We start from the raw sequence: 18,665 nt of genomic DNA on the forward strand, positions 1-18,665 counted from the left end.
GTCAGCTGGTTACCAGATAAATCAAGTTCTGTAAGGTTTCTTTCATAAGCTTCTCTAATAAGCTGCATCACCCATTCATTTGTCATTGATTTACCTCATTCACATATCAGCTATGAGAAAGTTTCAATTTCTTTACTTTCCTTTTACACTTTAACTCTAAAAGCTTTTTCATTTTATTCGAATTTCCCTATCTGTACACAAATCCCTCGCAGTCGTTTTGAAAAAATAAATTCCAAATTTAGTGAAATCAGGTTGAAACCTCAAACTCCTGATTAACAATTAATACCACCTCTACAATTATTCCCTTCATGTCCCCCAAAGCCGGATGGCAATTCTGGATAGACCGCGGAGGCACGTTTACTGATATCGTAGCCCGTCGCCCTGATGGAAAACTGATCACGTACAAGCTTCTTTCCGACGATCCATGTCACTATAGAGATGCAGCCATGCACGGGATCCGGCAGATTCTCGGGCTGCCCGGAAATGCACCACTGCCTGCTGAAATTATAGAATCCGTGAAAATGGGAACAACAGTCGGCACAAATGCTCTTCTTGAGCGAAAAGGGGAACGAACTGTGCTTGTTATAAACAAGGGGTTTGGGGACGTTTTGAGAATCGGGTATCAGAACCGACCGGATATTTTTGCTCAGAAGATCGAACTTCCGGAACAGCTCTATGAAAGGGTTATCGAGGTATCCGGAAGGGTCGACGCTGATGGAAAAGAGCTTGTTCCTCTTGACCTCGAAAACGCAAGAAAGACGCTTAAAGCAGCTTTCGAAGCAGGGATTCACTCGGCTGCAATCGTACTTATGCATGCATACAGGTATCCTGAGCATGAACTCAAACTCGGCAGGCTTGCAATAGAAATCGGTTTTACGCAGGTGTCTCTCTCCCATCAGGCAAGCCCTTTAATTAAACTCGTAAGCAGAGGGGAAACAACCGTAGTGGATGCATATCTCTCTCCTGTGCTCCGCAGGTATATTAATATGGTACAGGAATCTCTGGAAGAAGGAATGGAGGGAAAAGAAAGCGGGGATAGGGCAGAAAAAGATAGCGGAGATGGGACAGAAGGGGAAAACGGAGATGGAACAGAAAAAGATAGCGGGGACGGAAAAGAGAATGAAGTTAAGAGAAGTCCCAGGCTTATGTTCATGCAGTCAAGTGGAGGGCTTACGGATGCTGAAACTTTTCAAGGCAAAGACTGTATCCTGTCCGGGCCGGCTGGGGGAATCGTTGGGGCGGTTGCAACTTCTGAAATGGCAGGGGCAAGAAAAATCATCACTTTCGATATGGGTGGCACATCTACGGATGTAGCCCAGTATAGCGGGGAATACGAACGAAGCCTTGAAACCGAAATTGCAGGAGTGCGCCTGCGTTCGCCTATGATGCGTATCCATACGGTTGCAGCAGGTGGAGGTTCCATACTTCACTATGAGGGAGGCAGGTTCAGGGTAGGTCCGGATTCGGCAGGCTCGGACCCTGGGCCGGCGTGTTACCGAAAAGGTGGGCCGCTTACGGTTACTGACTGCAATGTCATGCTTGGAAAATTGCAGCCTGAATTTTTCCCAAGAATCTTTGGGCCCGAGGCAAATCAGCCCCTTGATTCCGAACTTGTTCGCAGGAAATTTGAAGAGTTTGCAGAAAGGGTTTCAGGCAAAGGCAAAAACGAAGGAAATATCCGGACGCCTGAGCAGGTATCCGAAGGCTTCCTTTCGGTTGCGGTTGAGAATATGGCCAATGCCATCAAGAAAATCTCAATCCAGAGGGGATACAACATAAAGGAATATACCCTCTGCTGCTTCGGAGGCGCTGCTCCTCAGCATGCATGCAGGGTCGCAGACAGCCTTGGAATCAAAAGCATTTTCATTCATCCGTATGCGGGCGTGCTCTCAGCATACGGCATGGGACTCGCAGACCAGAGACTTATAAAAGAACGTTATATTGGCAGCGAGCTCTCTGATGCATTAATAGAGAGTTTGAAATCCGTATTTTCTGGGCTTGAACACAAAGGCCGCCTGCTAATGCGCGAACAGGGCATGAAGGAATCCCGAATTACTGCACTCTATAAGGTGCATATGCGTTATGCAGGCTCGGATACGCAGCTTGTTATCGACTTTGCGGACAAGGATGGTCTCAGGAAAGACTTTGAGAAAGACCACAGGAAGCGCTTCGGGTTTATAATGGAAGGCAAAGCCCTGATTGTTGAAGCCATTTCCGTGGAAACCACAGGAATTAATGAAAGGGTTCTGGACCCTCTGCTGGAGATAGAAGAGAATCCGATCTTATCTCCTGTTGCTACGGTGCAGATGTACAGCAATGGAGAGTTTCATGAGACCCCGGTTTTCCAGAGAGAGGAACTTAAGCCCGGAACTTGTATAAGCGGACCTGCGGTGCTTATAGAGAAAAACACGACTATTGTCATCGAACCCGACTGGAAAGGCGTGATTACTGAACGCGATCATCTTTTCCTTAAACGGGAAATTACACTCTCAACCCTTAGAGCTATAGGAACCGATGTTGATCCTGTAATGCTTGAGATTTTCAATAACAGATTCATGTCTGTTGCCGAGCAGATGGGTTTTACCCTTCAGAACACAGCGCACTCGGTAAACATAAAGGAGAGACTGGATTTCTCCTGTGCCCTTTTTGACAGAGAAGGAAATCTGGTAGCAAATGCCCCTCATATCCCTGTGCACCTGGGCTCAATGGGTGAATGCGTAAAAGCCCTTATCCAAACGAAATTAAAGGAGATACATACAGGAGATGTATATTTGATCAATTCCCCATATCATGGAGGAACTCATCTTCCTGATATCACAGTTGTTACCCCGATGTTCGGAAGTTCAGGGGAAATCCTGTTCTATCTGGCTTCCAGAGGTCATCATGCCGATGTAGGAGGAATCAGTCCTGGCTCCATGCCTCCAGGCAGCAGGAGCATTGAGGAAGAAGGGGTGCTGAGCGAGGGCACGAAAATCGTAAATCAAGGCCGCTTCTGTGAAGAAAAGCTAAAAGCCTGGTTGGGCTCGGGAAAATATCCTGCAAGAAACCCTGAACAGAATCTTGCAGATATCCGCGCCCAGATCGCAGCAAATGAGAAGGGGCTTTTCGAACTGCGCAGAATGATCGAAGAGTTTTCCCTTGAAACAGTTGAAGCTTACATGGAACACGTGCAGGATAACGCTGAAGAAGCAGTCCGAAGAGTCATTGACAGGCTTACAGACGGGGAGTTCACCTATTCACTCGACGATGGAAACGTTATTAAAGTGAAGGTCACAATCGACCGCAAAAGCCGGGGTGCCAGAATCGATTTTACAGGTACTTCCCCGCAGCTCTCAAACAATTTCAATGCTCCCGCATCGGTTTGCATAGCTGCCGTACTTTACGCTTTCAGAGCGCTTGTAAAAAGTGATATTCCCCTGAACGCGGGCTGCTTGAGGCCGCTTGAGATTATTATTCCCAAGGGTTCTCTACTCAGGCCCGAACCGCCTGCTGCTGTTGTTGCAGGTAACGTTGAAACCTCACAATACATTGTTGATGCCCTTTTCGGAGCTCTTGGCACGCTTGCGGCTTCCCAGGGTACGATGAATAATTTCACCTTCGGAAATGCCGATTTGCAGTATTATGAGACCGTTTGCGGAGGTTCGGGAGCAGGTCCGGGATTTTCAGGAACGGATGCTGTACACACTCATATGACCAATTCCAGGATTACCGATCCTGAAATTCTTGAGACAAGGTTTCCGGTGTTATTAGAGGAATTTTCCATCAGGGAAGGAAGCGGCGGAGACGGCAAATTTAAAGGGGGAAACGGGGTTGTCCGAAAACTCAGGTTCCTGCAAGATATGAATGCTGCTATTCTTTCAAGCCATAGGAAACTTCCGCCTTTCGGACTCAAAGGCGGAATGCCTGGAAAATGCGGGAGAAACGCACTTATCCGCAGGGACGGCAGTGTTCTCGAAATTGGAGGCCAGGCTGAAGTTGAGCTGAAGTCTGGCGAGCTTTTTGTGATCGAAACTCCAGGTGGTGGGGGATATGGAGAAAAGGAGAGCAAGGGAGGCTGAAAACTGTGAACTAAAATAAGAACAGAAGATGAAATAAACTGAAACAAATTAAAATAAAAAATTAAGTTAAGCTCATCCCAAAACTCAAAATCACATTTAAATCTTGATCTTGGAATTATCAATTGATTTTAGGATCATGAATTAGTTCCGAAATTCTCATTGATTTGAAAGTAAAATTGATTTTGGGATAAGTCCTTTTATTTTGAGTTTATTTTATAATTTATTTTATAATTTATTTTATAATTTATTTTATAATTCATTTTATAATTCATTTTATAATTTTATAAGTATATTCAAAATCTCCGCCAGGCTTGCCGTCTTCATTCCCATCCAGAGCAATACCGCGCTCATCCATTATGAATCCGGATCCGGTTTCGCTTCCAAGTAAAGTGATTGTTATCTCAGCACCTGATTCATCCATAGGATATTCCTTATAAGGACGGAACATCAGCATTCTGGATCCTGTGTCCAGTAATCCGTCCACAGGCTCTTTTGATGCAGAACTTCTAACTATTACGGTTTCTTTCGTAATGGTTGCATTGTTCATAGGTGTATCGAATTCAATCCAGATAGGTGAGTCATGCCTGAAAGCAAAAGTTTGCCTATCAGGATAGATGGATTTTACCTTAGGAGGAACCTGCTTGTGCTCAAAAGGAGTGAAAAACGGTTTCAAAGTTTCTGGAAGGAACCTGTTAAAGCACATATGTTTTTTAACGACATGTAGAATGGCAGCTCCTGCAAATACCCCCAACAGGAGTTTACACCATTTGCTCATTTTGTACAGGTTTATACCCTCCTCTAAGCTTATTCCACTTCGATTTGATGCCCTCTCTTTTTTTCAGCAAGCTTTTTAATAGCGTATAGGAGTGTGGCGCCTACAATACCACCCAGAATTATTTTTTCGATTTTCATTGAAGGCTCCTTACCCTTTTCAGCTTCTTCTTCACCAAGCATCATTTCTTCAGGTTCTATTTCCTTTTCAAGCCTCTCTGACCTGAGTCTATTAAGGAGATACGCGCCAAGGGCAAGCTTAGCATATTTACGCATCGTTTCCCTGCTCCTTGGAGATCTGCCTGACTTCATTCTCTTCATTATATATGCACTAAGCAACAGCTTACCGTATTTTCTCATATTTTCCAATCTTGCACCCCCATGATTTGTCTCTTACCGGAGAGCCCCTTATCGTAATTTCGTCCGGAAAGAGGAGTAATGAATTTAATACTCCTGTACATATCCTATAGCTCGCATATTATATAACGACAACTATAGAAGATATTCAATAATTTTCTATTGAATCCTTACTAGTGATGCTTTCATATGCCCGACGAAAAAAACATAAAACAATCGGAAATGGTGCAGTAGCCCTTATTAAAAACTGTTTTAAGAGTCTGTAAAGAAAAAAAATCTTTAGAAACAGTAAAAAGACAAGCTTTCACTGAATTTAGTTACAGATATGATCCATATAATAAGTGCGGATTAATAAGTGCAGATTATAAGTACAGATTAATAAGTACAGATTATAAGTACAGATTATAAGTACAGATGGAACCAATATATGAAATGAGAGATGTGGAAATATTTGTGTAGAATGGAACGTCTTTGAAGAAATGAGAAAAAGATTTAAATTCTTGAAGAAATAAAAAAAGAATTTGAATTTCTCCAGAAAACTTTCTGAGTAATAAAAATGTAGGATGATTATCAATAAAGCATTTTGTATAATTGAAAATAATAATAATATCGAGCGCGTGGGCTTTATAATTTTTGGTTTATTATTTATTGTCTCATTTTAAATAGGATATCAGCGATTTATATTATATTATGTGTCATCAAAAATTATATTCAATTTCTACAATATTATATAGTTCAGGTTGAAAACTATTCAAGATTTTTAAGAAAAGAGCGTTTTATCGGTTCACCCACAGATATTTCTGATCAGGGTTCGATAAGTAGAGTAAAATCTTAATTGCTTCTAATACTGACGTGATAGCTATCAATTGATATGTAACGCTCTTAATTGCGTTATTTCCTGGCTCAAGGCTGAAAATATGCTGCTCCAGGATCCTGGTGGGTTTAGGACAAGTTCTGGCGAATTTGTCCGGTTTAGACAACATGCGAATAATTGGAAGCTGATAAATATGAGTTCCCTTGTAGACCTGATTTTCTTCTCTGAGAAAAGAAAAAACCTTCTCGTTCAATTAGCTAACGGACCGACGGATATTGAAGAGATTAAAGAAATTCTTAACGTAAAATCCTGTGCTCTAATGCCGCAGATTAAAAAACTAAAAGATATGGATCTGATAGTGCAGAAGGGAAATGTATACCAACTTTCGGATATAGGAGAAGTAATTGTTGAAAAAATGCTTCCTCTTAAATCCGTTCTTGACGTTTTTGAGGGAAACAAGGACTACTGGTCAAAGCATGACAGGTCTCCTATTCCCAAGCAATTAATCAAAAAAATCGATATGCTGGGAAAGTGTAACTTGGATGAACCTGATCTTGATCACCTTTTTGAGTTCCCTGATTACTTGCGTGACAAGCTAAGGAGCTCAAAAAATATTAAATCTTTTTATTCATATTTCTGTCCTGACTGCCCTTCGATTCAGGCTAGTTGCGCGGAAAATGGAGCAGAAGTGCACCTAATCCTCGATGAGAAAGTCTATAATAGACTGAAAAATGATTTTAAAGAAGAGTATTCTGTGCTGCTTAAAAACAAAGTTTCACTTTATATTTACTCAGGTAAAATAAGGCCTTCTTCCTTCATGGTTACAGATAATTTCGTGCTTCTGAAACTCTTCGGAAAAGACGGGGAGTTCGATCATAGGAAGATCACGAGTTTTGCTCCGAGTGCCATAGAGTGGGGCAACGAGCTGGCTCAGTATTACATAGACCGCTCAACGAAGATCAATTAAAAATATGTGAGTAAAATTCGTTTTACTCACTTATTTCTTCATCTTAGTCTTTAACTCTAATATTCAAAGCCGTCGGTACATGCTCCTAATTACCACGCTTACTATTTTTCTAGTCCTGAGCGGTCATTTTTTCTCACACTTCCTCAGTCTCGATTTTCTCTTATTCGGTTAGAATTTGACGGATACAAGCATATTTTTTCCTCATCAGGTTAGCTTAGTCCAGGATATTTATCAAGAACTGTATTATATTCTCCCTCAGATATCGCGGTCTCTTTGTACCGGGTTGCTCGGTCTTATTTTTCTAAATTTTGCGCTTTCTCATGCTTTTGTTCAATTCTTCTCATTATACCATTCATCTCTTGCCTCCACTAACGCTCTGATATTTGCAAGTGGGGTTCTCGGAGCAATTCCACAGCCTGGGGCGAGGATATCCACGCCTTCTGAAAGACATTGCTTTGCTTCGGCTTTCACAGAAGCAGGAGTTCCAAAGAGCAGGGTTTGTGAGGGGGAAATGTTTCCAATAACTCTTGCCTTGTCTCCGATTGACGCTTTTGCAGCTTTTATGCTAACCTTTTCTTCAATACTGATAGCATCGAAACCACATTCTGAGAGGGTTTTCAAGGAATCCCCAATATCGCCGCAGATATGGAGAATTTTTGGGCCTTTCACTTTCTTGCAGAACCTTTTGTAGAAGGGTTTGACAGAATATTCCAGGACTGAAGGAGGCATCATTCTTGAGCCGACTATTCCACCATCTGGCATACAAACGACATCTGCGCCGTGCTCGAAAAGTGCGTTTGCGTATTCTATACAGATCTCAGTGCAGGTTTCCATAAAGACATCGAAATAGTCGGGTTTTTTTATAGTCCAGATCAGGCAGTTTTTTATTTCGGCAAGATGTGTGAAAACCGTCAGGGGTCCTTCCATTCCCGCAATAAGGGGGACTTCATAATCAGTTCCGTTTTCTGTGCGGGCTTTCAAGATTTCGGTTGCTTTCAGGATAACAGGAATTCTTCCCTTTTCGAGCAGTTTTTCCGGAATTTTAAGTTTTTCAGGCCCGTTTGAGAAGGGATGGGTTAAAACCGAAGGCTGGATATCTTTTGTGCCCATTCTTACATTACAGCCCATAATTTCAGCAAGCACGGTCAGGCAGTAAGGATAGCGTATAGCCTCAAGCCCTGCAATTTCGTGCCCTGCAAGAGCTAAATCTGCCATCTTTTCAGGATCGGAATGTGCAGCTGGCCAGGCCGCCCCTGTTCTATCCATCAGCTCAACAGTGCCGGTCTGAGTTACAGAGAGACAGGGAATTTTATCGACAGCTTTTCCCTGAAGGACATTTATTAACCTTTTTTTCGAGCTTTGCTCCATCTGGAGACCTCCAAGACTAAAAATGAATATCGGAATTAACGACATATCTGAATTCTGGTATAAAGTAGGAATAGTATAAAGATGAAATAATGATATTTAAATTAATGATTTAAGTGACGAGACTATTTTTATTACCTCGAGAGCGCAGAGGGTCACGAATACCCGTCCTTCAGATAGGGATGAAGTGAACCCTCACATCTTTTTGATTTCGTTTAAACCTCTGTACCGTTGCTTCTTTGTAAAGTGAGGTTTCTTAGCGTCATGTTTACAGAAGTTGGTAACACGACTCTTCAAAAGAAAATTAATGGCATTCTTGTGTACACCTGCGGAAGTGGGATAAAATAATCTATAATTTTGTTATGATATTAACCTTATAAAAACAAATTAATTTAAATTAATAATTATTGATATAATAATAAATAGAAAAAGATAAATAAACCGTACTTCTATTTATTTGTAAAGGGTTTATCTTTCCAGAATAATCAAATTTTTAAGTCTCAGAAGTTTTCCGGGCCATCAAGTTGTTATTTTTTCCGGCTAATTATAAAAGCAATTACAGAATTTCAGCTTGCCGAAATTAAAACTATATTAAAAAATATGGAATGTATTCACTCTGAAAGCCTTACAGTATCTCAGTGCCATTAATTCACCAATCCGATAATCTTTAGAATTCAAGTGTAGGAAATGAACCGATGAGACAATTGGATATAAACGTGGATGAAATTATAAATAGCAGCCCTGCAGTTATTTTTTTATGTAAATCAACTGGGAGCTGGCCTCTAGAACTTATCACTGAAAATGTCCGTCAGTTCGGCTACCAGGTTGAAGATTTAATATCCGGAAGAATCCAGTACCTTGACATTATTCACCCTGAAGACCTTGAAAAGGTAAATTCGGAAATAGCCAGATGCCTTAAAGACGGATGCACAGAACTAACGCAGGAATACAGGATACTGACAGCTTCAGGGGAAACACGCTGGGTTGAAGTAAAACTCAGTATTCGAAGAGATGAAGACGGATTTGTGAGCCATTACCAGGGCATCCTTTGCGATGCTACCCAGCGCAAAAAAGTCGAAGAGTCGATGCAAAGGACTCTGGAAAAAAAGAATGAACTGGAAGATATTATAAAAAGCAGCCCGGTATTCGTATTTTTGTGTAAGCCGGAGGAACACTGGCCTGTCGAATTCGTTTCTGAAAATATCACAAAGCTGGGATATACCACTGAAGATTTCACTTCAGGGAAGATCCGTTTTGAAGATCTGATACATCCGGACGACCGTGAAAGAATCCGCTCGGAAGTGGCAAGATTCTCAATAGAAGGATATAAGGACTGCACCTAGGAGCACCGGGTTCTGACAAAGTCTGGAAAAGTAAGATATATAGACGACAGAACCCTCATAAAAAGGAACGAAAAAGGAGAAATTGTCAATTACCAGGGCATTATCCTCGATATTACCGAACGTAAGCTGGCCGAGGAAATGATCCGAGGGCAAAACCAGGTACTAGAGAAACTGGCGTCTGGAGCTCCCTTAAACGAAATTCTCCTGGTTCTGATTCAAACTGTGGAAAGTATCAGGTCTGGCTCAATATGCTCGATTATGCTGCTTGACCGGGAAAAAAGGCATCTTTTTTACTGCGTTGCTCCCAACCTTCCTACTTATTACGTAAACAGGACTAATGGAATCGAGATCGGTTTTGGGGCTGCCTCCTTTGGAACAGCAGTGTACATGAAAAAGAGAGTTACAGTAGAAAACGTGATGGAGCACCCCTACTGGACCGAATACAGAGAACTGGCTTCGGAAGTCGGGTTGAAAGCCTGCTGGTCAGAGCCCATAGTTTCATCCTCCGGAGAGGTTCTGGGCGTTTTTTCCATGTATTATGGTGAAGTGCATAGACCTGAAAAAGAAGACCTTGAGTTCATGAAAACAAGCGCTCAGATGGCAGCCATTACAGTGGAGCACAAGCTGGCAGAAGAGACCCTTAAAGAATCCGAGAACAAGTTCAGGACTGTCTTCAATAACATCAACGACCAGCTGTATATCCGCGAACCTGAAGGGACAAACTACATGGACGTAAACCAGGCAGTGGTAGACCGGCTTGGATACGACAAGGAAGACATCCTGAAAATGGAAGCTGAAGAGATTATTCCTGCCGAATACTGGGACTCCGTTCGAGATAATCTCAAAAAAATTCAGAGCGAAGGTTCTCGAGTTTATAACTCCGGAGCTGTCTGCAAGGATGGTACTGTTGTCCCTCTGGAAGTAAGTGCCAGGATTATTGATTACGACGGTAAGAAAACAATTCTCTCGGTTGCCAGGGACATCACAGAGCGCAAGAAAGCCGAAGCTGCACAGAAACTTAACGAGGCCCGGCTCGAAGCACTGGTAAAACTTAACCAGATGACAGGAGCCTCTTTAAAAGAGATCACCGACTTTGCACGGGAAGAGGCAGTCAGGCTTACGGGAAGCAAACTCGGATACCTTGCATTCATGGATGCCTACGAAACCTCCCTGATTATGCATTCCTGGTCAAAGAGTGCTATGGAAGAATGCGCTATTGAAGACAAACGCTTCATCTATCCCATAAAAACAACAGGGCTTTGGGGAGAGGCAGTCAGGCAGCGCAAACCCATTATTACAAACGATTATACAGTTCCGAGCACGCTGAAGAAAGGATATCCTGAGAATCACGTTAGACTGACAAGACATATGAATGTGCCCATATTTGACGGGGACAGGATTGTTGCCGTTGCAGGTGTAGGAAATAAGGACGATCCATACGATGAATCCGATCTCCGCCAGCTTACTCTGCTGATGCAGGGAATGTGGCAGCTTATCCAGAGAAAACAGCTTGAAGACGCCCTGAAAATTTACTCTGAAGATCTCTCAAAAGCCAATGATGAGTTAAGGTCCCTTAACAGGATAAAAGCGGAATTTGTAACTGAAAACCTGCCCAATCTCAAACTTGATTTCAGTAAGATAATAGATTATGAAACTTGGGAAGCAATTGAGGACCAGCAGCAGAAAGCTATAGATTCGGTTATTACAAGTTCAGACCGATTGAGGCATATGGTAGATTCGCTGCTTTACATGAGTCTGGAACAGGCAGGAAAGATTGAATATTCTTTCGGCGAGGTCGAGCTCAAGAAAATCATTTTAGATGCCTATCTCAATTTGGTCCTCCTGATCGATGAGAAAGCTTTGAATTTTAAAAGTGAACTGCCCCATAGCCTGCCTCCAATCAGGGGAGACAAGAACAAGCTGACAGAACTCTTTACAACCCTTATCAGTAACTCTATCAAATTCGCACCCCCCGGCGGGAGCCTGGAAGTAAAAGTTGTCGAAGAAGATGAAAATATCCATATTACAGTAAAAGACAGCGGAACGGGTATCCAGAAAAGGCTTATTCCTCATATCTTCCACAGGATCTACCAGGTGGACGACTCCCTCACTCGCAGGTACCAGGGTCTTGAATCGGGGTTCTATATTTGTAAGAATATTGTAAACGCTCATAATGGTGAAATCTGGGCAGAAAGTGAAGAAGGTTCAGGCACCAGAATGCATGTAAGGCTTCCAAAAAGATCCTGAAACCGAAATCACAATGAATAGAGTCTGAATTAAAACATCAAATGATGTGGCTGGAGATTTACAATGAAACTGGAACTATTGGGCACTCTTTTTCTTTCGGACAAACGGAAAGATCTTCTTCTGCTATTGATGGAGGAACCCAGAAATATTGATGAAATAAAAAATATCCTCAATGTAACCTCAAGTGCGATCATGACCCAGATTAAGATACTCATTAGCCAGGGGCTTATCATTCATGAGGACGACCTTTACAAACTTTCGGACATTGGGAAGGTGGTCGTTAAAAAAATGAAGCCGCTGCTAAATACTCTTGAAGTGTTTTCGGAACATATGGATTACTGGGAAAACCATAACATAAGTGCAATTCCTGTCGATCTCCTTGATCGAATTGACGATCTGGGAAGCTGTGAATTCATAGAGCCCGACCTCGATCGGATGTACGAAATTCCCCAAAAAATAGAAGAAAAACTGGTCTCTTCAGTTCACGTCATGGAAGTCTCTTCCTATTTCAACCCTGGTTATCCTTCAACCTATGTCGAACTTATTAAAAAAGGAACCCAGGTATCCCTTATAGTTACAAAACCAATATTTGAAAGGCTGAAAAAGGAATATAACACATCCCTCCAGGAATACCTGACAAGAGATAACGCGAAAATCTTTGTCTGCGACTGCCCTATAAGGTTAGCTTCAAGCGTAGTTACAGATCATTTTATGGCTTTTTCCCTTTTCTACAGGAATGGGATATATCACAACCACGCAATGATGAGTCTGGAAAAAACCGCACTGAAATGGGGAGAAGACCTCTTTTTGCATTATATGAAAAACTCAAAGGAAATAAAGGAGATTGAGTGTGAAATTGCCTGAAAACCAAATGCAGATAAATTCTCAAAGATTTTTACGACACACTTAAAAAACGTGTGATAATTATCTGCAAAGCATGCGAGTACTCCAGCCTTATTACTTAATCTTTAACCAATTTCCAATTTAATTCTTAATCAATTTACAGTTTTACTCAAATCAGTTTACAGTTTTACCTGTTGCAGTAAGCAAGTGTTAGAAAGCTACTTGAGAACTTTGACTTTAAAGTTACCCAAAATTCACTTTTTTATTTTCTTCAGTGCTATATATTTCAGTTCTTTACCTTATTCAAGAAACAAAGCTGGCAGAATAACCTTAAATTTCCTTTTCAGTTGACAGAATTACCTTAAATCTCCTTTTCAGTTGACAGAATTACCTTAATATCTCTCTTAAATTGACAGAATATTATAATCTCCTCTTATTTTGAAGTTTTACCTTGAAGATTCACCTGAGATGATCAAAGCCTTTGATCAGATAAGAGCCATTGATCAAGTAAAGGTCCTGCATAAAATCAGGTAAATCCATAGAACTGCGCAGTATTATAAGATCTGAGGGGTTAACAAAATCCAAAGATCCTGAAAGATCTGGCAAATTTATAGTATCAGCATAATTCACCGAATTAAGCATCAGAAAAGATGTTAACCGCGTTAATTAGATCTGTGAGTTTATGTTATATGTTTTGGAGTTAATGTAAACCTGTATAAGTTAACAGTTATACAGGAACTTACTGGAGGAGTGACTTCCTGATCTGGCTGTTTATTTTTTATTAAGGGAATAACAATAAAAATATGTTGGAAGTTTTTTATGGCAGCAGATATCTTAAACCAATTAGCGGAAGCTGTCGTCGATGGAGATGACGACCTTGCAGAAGAACTGGCACAGCAGGTACTGGATGAGGGACTTGATCCTTACAATGCAATCGTTAACGGTCTGGCAAGAGGTATGGCAATCGTAAGCGACCAGTACGAAAAAGGAGAAGCCTTTGTACCCCACTTGCTTCTGGCTTCTGGGGCAATGTATGCAGGCATGGACATCCTCACTCCAGCAATGAAGACCGAAGGGGAAGATGTACAGTCCGTAGGCATCATAGGAACAATTGAAGGAGATGTACACGACATAGGGAAGAACCTCGTAAAAACTATGCTCAGTGCCGGTGGGTTCGAAATGATCGACCTGGGTGCAGATGTTCCCATTGAGAAATTTATCGAAGCCGCAAAGGAGCACAAAGCCGATCTTATCTCCATGAGTGCCCTGATGACCACAACTATGACCAATATGGAAAAGGTAGTTGAAGTCCTTCAGGAAGAAGGTATCCGCGACTCTCTCAAGGTTATGGTTGGAGGAGCGCCTGTCTCGGATGAATTTGCCGCAGGAATTGGGGCTGACTCCACACACCCCGATGCAATGCACGCAAGCGCCTGGGCCTCCGAAGCCGTAAAAGAGCTTGATCCTAGGGATGCGAGATGGAGTGAAGAGAGAATCAACCTTGGGAAGATTAAGTACAGGGAAATCCTTGCAAAGAAAGTAGTTTCCGATAAGGCCGATATTGGACTTGAGACTGCAAACAGGATCAAAGAAGAATTCGAAAGTATTGGCGTAAAGAGCAAGGAGGAAATGACTCATATCGACAGGACCATATCTGCGATGTCCGACAAGAAGGTCGACCGCCTGCCTGTCTACCCGCTTGCCTGTGGAGTCCTGAGAAAATTTGCCGGAGTCAACTACAGGGATTATGCCACAAAGGCCGAAGCCTTCACTGAGAGTGCTTTCCTTGGGTGTAAGTACCTTGACCTTGACATGTTCGTAGGCCTCGCCGACCTCTCAGCTACATCTGCAGACTTTGGATGCAAAATCAAATACCCTGAGGACGACACCCCATCTTCCGAAGGGCACATTAAGGATTACGAGAAAATTGAAGTTCCCGAACTTAAGGAAGGTACCCGTGGTTATGAACTCGTTATGGCTTCAAAGCAGGCAAAGGAAAAACTCAACAAGGAACTCAACACTCCTTTTATCGGTTTCCACGAAGGGCCATTGCTTACCCTCACTCAATTAATGGGTGCGGACCGTGTGCTTATGGACATGAAGACCCAACCGGATGTTGTTCTTGAAGCTGTCCAGAAGTGTTCGGACTACATCTGCCAGCTTTCCGAACTCTTCTTCAACGAAGGGGCCTGTGATGCTCTATGTATCGATAATCTCTGGTCCAATAATGTCATCATGAGCGAGGAGGACTACTGGAAGTTTGATGGGAAGTTTGTCTATGACCAGCACATCCCAATCTTCAAGCAGTACAATCAGCCCTACATTATCCACAACTGCGCTGACGCTGTGCACTTTGAGACTCAGATCCGGAAGTTCGGAACAGCCCTCTACAGCTATGCCTATTATGAGAAGTCCAGAGAAAAAGGGTCCCAGAACTATGCCGATCTTATCCCGAAGTACGGAGATATCTGCTGTATGATGGGAGAAGTAAATCCTGTTGAGTTCATGGATGGCTCGGCAGCCGGTGTACAGAAGGTAAAGGACGATACAAAAGCCTTGCTTGAAAATGTGCTGCCTTTGCTCAAAGAAAACGGGCTGCAGTCCAAGTATGTGTTGTCTACAGGATGTGAAGTCCCGCCAGGTGGCCCGCTGACCACAGTGCAGGCAATGGTGAACATGGTAAAGGAAATTGGCCCGGAACTTCAGAAAAAGAATATAGGGTGAGCCCACCTCTCCCCATTTCAATTTAAAATAAAAGATTGAGGGCAGTCCCTGAATCTCAAAAAAAACTGTAAAAATCTCAAAAACAAAAATTGAAAAAAGAGATTAATAGAAAATAAGTTTGAACCTCCAAGAGGAGTGTATTCTCTCCTGATTCCCTTAATTTTCAAAGAATACTCTATTCTACCTCTAAAGGATTTACAATAATAAACCTTCATTTAATAAAAATAAACCTCTATTTAAGAAAAATAAACCTCCATTAAAAAAACGAAGTTACCTAAAAACATAATCTTCAACATATACTACCTAAAAACAATATTTATATAAAGGAAATAAATAAAATAGAGCTGGAAAAACCGATAGACTCATTAAAATATCTCAAAGCGAAAATAACCCAAAGAAAATAGGAAAACCCTTAAATCAAAAGGAAAATATTCAAAAAATGAAAAACCTTTGAGAAAGGCAAAAGAGAAAAGGAAGTTGAAGGGTGAAGAAAGTCCACTCTTTTTATTGTGAAACCGATGCAGATTGCAAGTATTTTTTAAAAAAGGTTTGTGCCTTTCGGGACCAGGATATTCTGTGATTGAGAGACAGGATTATCCAAGGATGCGAGTATAAGCGTCAAATCCGGAAAACAGGAGATAATCAGCCATAGAACTTGACAGGAGGAATACAATGTATCTGGGACTGGGTATTGATACGGGAGGAACGTATACCGATGCTGCCATCATGGATATGTCGAATGGGACCATTATCGATTCAAATAAAGCACTTACAACTTATCCTGACCTCATAAAGGGGATAAAAAATTCAATTGAAGGACTGGATCCCAGATACCTTAAATGCATAAAATTTGTTTCGGTTTCGACTACACTCGCTACCAATACTACGCTTGAGGGCAAAGGATATCCTGCTGGTTTGATCCTGATAGGGCATACTATTCCCAAAAAGCTTGCCAGCCGTTACGTGATTTCAATCCAGGGAGGGCACGATTCCAATGGAAACGAAATCGCTCCTCTTGAAGACCTGGAAACCGTAAGAGATTTCGTAAAACAGGTAAAAAATAAAGTAGCGGCTTTTGCAGTTTCCGGGTATTTCGGTGTCCGGAATCCTGAACATGAACTTAAGGTAAAAGAAGTAGTTCAGGAAATGACTGGTCTCCCCGTAGTCTGCGGGCATGAGCTTTCTATGAGCCTCGGCGCTTATGAAAGAGCCGTAACCGCACTCCTAAATGCAGAACTTATTCCTGTCACCAAACAGTTCATTGACTCCGTCCAGACCGTAATGCATGAAAAAGAGATTAAGGGCACCCTGATGATGATGAAATGCGATGGGTCGCTGGTCCGCATAGAAGAAGCCCTGCAAAAACCTGTAGAATCAATCTTTTCCGGACCTGCGGCAAGTCTTGTAGGAGCTGCCCACCTTACTGGTCTCGATACCTGTGTGACCGTGGACGTAGGGGGGACAAGCACTGATATCTCCATGATTTCAGAAGGTGTCCCCGAGATAAGCAGTTCGGGAGCAAAGGTAGGGGACTGGAAAACCATGGTAAAAGCGATCAGGATGGAAACCTCAGCCCTTGGAGGAGACAGCTTGGTCTGGATCAAAAGAAAAACCTATCTCGGACCTACAAGAGTGATTCCTCTCTGCCTGGCAGCATCGGAATTCCCAGGCCTTCTGGAAAAATTGGAGAATATCGAAACCCCAAATGAACGCATAATGGACGAAATTATACAGCCAACCTCGTTTTTCATAAGGAACGGAGAAAACTCCCCTGACCTCCTGACAGGAGAACTCGAAGACGATGAAAAAGTAATTCTCAAGCATCTTGGGACAGAACCCCGATCCGTATTTGAGCTTTCTGAGCTGACAGGAAAGCACCCTCTTATGTTTGCAGGAACCCTGAAAAACCTGATAAGAAAGAGGTATGTGACCCAGATAGGGTTTACTCCTACCGATGCCCTTCACGTGCTTGGAGAATACCTGAGATGGGATAAAAGAGCTTCCATTATAGGAGCAAGCATTCTTGGAAAGGCTCTGAAAAAAGGAGCAGAGGAATTTTCGGTGCACATTAAAGCCGAGGTGGTAAGAAAATTCACTCTGGAACTCGTGTCTTTCTTTGCGAACGATGTAAAAAAAGAGGATCTTGAAAAGCTGGTCGAAAATGAGGCTTTTCTGAAATTCCATATAAAAGTCCCGGTAGTGCTCGTAGGTGCTCCTGTACAAGCTTACCTGAAAGAGATTAATGAGGCTATAGATGCGGATATCCGGATTCCAGCATTCTATGAAGTGGGAAATGCCGTGGGAGCCCTTGCAGGAAAGATAATCCACAGGACTGAAGTCCTTATCCGTCCCTCTGCCGCAGGAGGGGAAGAGTATTCGGTTTTCTCCTTAATCGGAAAAGAAGTTTTTGAAGATTACAACAAGGCTCTTGATTATGGACTCAAGCTCAGCCGCAGATTGGTCTTGGAATACATGGATGAGCACGGTCTGGAAATGGACAACGTAGAGTTCAATCTGAAACAAAATGACGTGGGAAGCATGGGAAAAACCCCTCTTGAAACCCGCCTCATTGGAACTGGCATAGGGACAACAGGAAAACTGGTCTGAAGAGGAATTTTTACAACTCGGATTCTCAAAACAACCTCAAAATCAACCAATCGGGGAAAAAAGATGGCAAGCGAATTAGAAACAACTTCTCCTGAAAGCCAAGATGGCATTGCAAAACTTGCTCGAACAGTTCGAGAGAAAATCCTGATTGACGAGCCTGTAAAAGAAGACGGGCTTATCGACCAGCTTGAACGAGCAGCGACTGAAATCGATGATTTGCTGGGCTCGTCTTTTGGTCCAAAAGGCATGAACAAAATAATAGTAAACCCTGTAGGGGATATTTTTGTCACAAGCGACGGCAAGGTAATTTTAAAGGAAATGGATGTGCTCCACCCGATTGTGACCACACTTAAAAAGCTTGCCGAGTCGATGGATAAAGCCTGCGGGGACGGAACAAAAACTGCTGTTATTTTCGCAAGCAATCTTATAAAAAACGCAATCGAACTGATAAGACAAGGTGTACACCCAACAACCATTATAGAAGGATATGAGCTTGCCCTGAAAAAAACCTATGAAATGATCCAGTATAGTGTTAAGCAGGCAACAGAAGAAGATGTGCGGACAACAAT

11 protein-coding genes are annotated in these 18,665 nt (G+C 42.3%); 8 read left to right on the forward strand and 3 right to left on the reverse strand.

What is annotated here, in order from left to right; genetic code table 11:
- Positions 1-308: 308 nt before the first annotated feature.
- Entirely contained in the window at positions 309-4,058 is a 3,750-nt protein-coding gene (locus BP861_RS02775) for a hydantoinase B/oxoprolinase family protein (RefSeq protein ID WP_292372362.1), read from the forward strand.
- Positions 4,059-4,326: 268 nt separating this feature from the next.
- Here the strand turns inward: BP861_RS02775 and BP861_RS02780 are convergent, their stop codons facing one another.
- Positions 4,327-4,833, reverse strand: a complete 507-nt coding sequence (locus tag BP861_RS02780; RefSeq protein ID WP_292372364.1) for an Ig-like domain-containing protein — start codon at positions 4,831-4,833, stop codon at positions 4,327-4,329.
- A gap of 29 nt (positions 4,834-4,862) precedes the next feature.
- The gene (locus BP861_RS02785; protein ID WP_292372381.1) at positions 4,863-5,189 is read right to left on the reverse strand and encodes a hypothetical protein; all 327 of its coding nucleotides are present in this window, start codon (positions 5,187-5,189) and stop codon (positions 4,863-4,865) included.
- Between the two features lie 1,004 nt (positions 5,190-6,193).
- Between BP861_RS02785 and BP861_RS02790 the strand changes: the two genes are divergently transcribed.
- Positions 6,194-6,967 carry a helix-turn-helix transcriptional regulator gene (locus tag BP861_RS02790; protein ID WP_292372365.1) on the forward strand — a complete coding sequence of 258 codons (774 nt, stop codon included), beginning with the start codon at positions 6,194-6,196 and terminating at the stop codon, positions 6,965-6,967.
- A gap of 330 nt (positions 6,968-7,297) precedes the next feature.
- Here BP861_RS02790 and mtaA read toward each other — a convergent pair whose 3' ends face one another.
- Positions 7,298-8,335, reverse strand: coding sequence for a methylcobamide:CoM methyltransferase MtaA (mtaA, locus tag BP861_RS02795; protein WP_292372367.1), 1,038 nt, complete (start codon positions 8,333-8,335; stop codon positions 7,298-7,300).
- Between the two features lie 692 nt (positions 8,336-9,027).
- Between mtaA and BP861_RS02800 the strand changes: the two genes are divergently transcribed.
- The 6 genes from BP861_RS02800 to BP861_RS02825 form a co-directional block, all read left to right on the forward strand.
- On the forward strand, positions 9,028-9,675 hold the full coding sequence (locus BP861_RS02800; RefSeq protein ID WP_292372369.1) for a PAS domain-containing protein: 648 nt from the start codon (positions 9,028-9,030) through the stop codon (positions 9,673-9,675).
- 138 nt (positions 9,676-9,813) lie between these two features.
- On the forward strand, positions 9,814-11,922 hold the full coding sequence (locus BP861_RS02805; protein WP_292372370.1) for a GAF domain-containing protein: 2,109 nt from the start codon (positions 9,814-9,816) through the stop codon (positions 11,920-11,922).
- Positions 11,923-11,985: 63 nt separating this feature from the next.
- On the forward strand, positions 11,986-12,786 hold the full coding sequence (locus BP861_RS02810) for a helix-turn-helix transcriptional regulator (protein ID WP_292372372.1): 801 nt from the start codon (positions 11,986-11,988) through the stop codon (positions 12,784-12,786).
- 798 nt (positions 12,787-13,584) lie between these two features.
- Positions 13,585-15,489, forward strand: coding sequence for a methyltransferase cognate corrinoid protein (locus BP861_RS02815; protein WP_292372374.1), 1,905 nt, complete (start codon positions 13,585-13,587; stop codon positions 15,487-15,489).
- Between the two features lie 672 nt (positions 15,490-16,161).
- A complete protein-coding gene (locus tag BP861_RS02820; protein WP_292372376.1) occupies positions 16,162-18,096 on the forward strand; it encodes a hydantoinase/oxoprolinase family protein in 1,935 nt (644 codons plus the stop codon).
- Positions 18,097-18,159: 63 nt separating this feature from the next.
- The coding region (locus BP861_RS02825; protein ID WP_292372378.1) for a TCP-1/cpn60 chaperonin family protein at positions 18,160-18,665 on the forward strand (506 nt) is incomplete at its 3' end.

Origin of the sequence: Methanosarcina sp. UBA411 (genome assembly GCF_002495725.1) — an archaeon.
In the GTDB taxonomy this organism is placed as follows: domain Archaea; phylum Halobacteriota; class Methanosarcinia; order Methanosarcinales; family Methanosarcinaceae; genus Methanosarcina.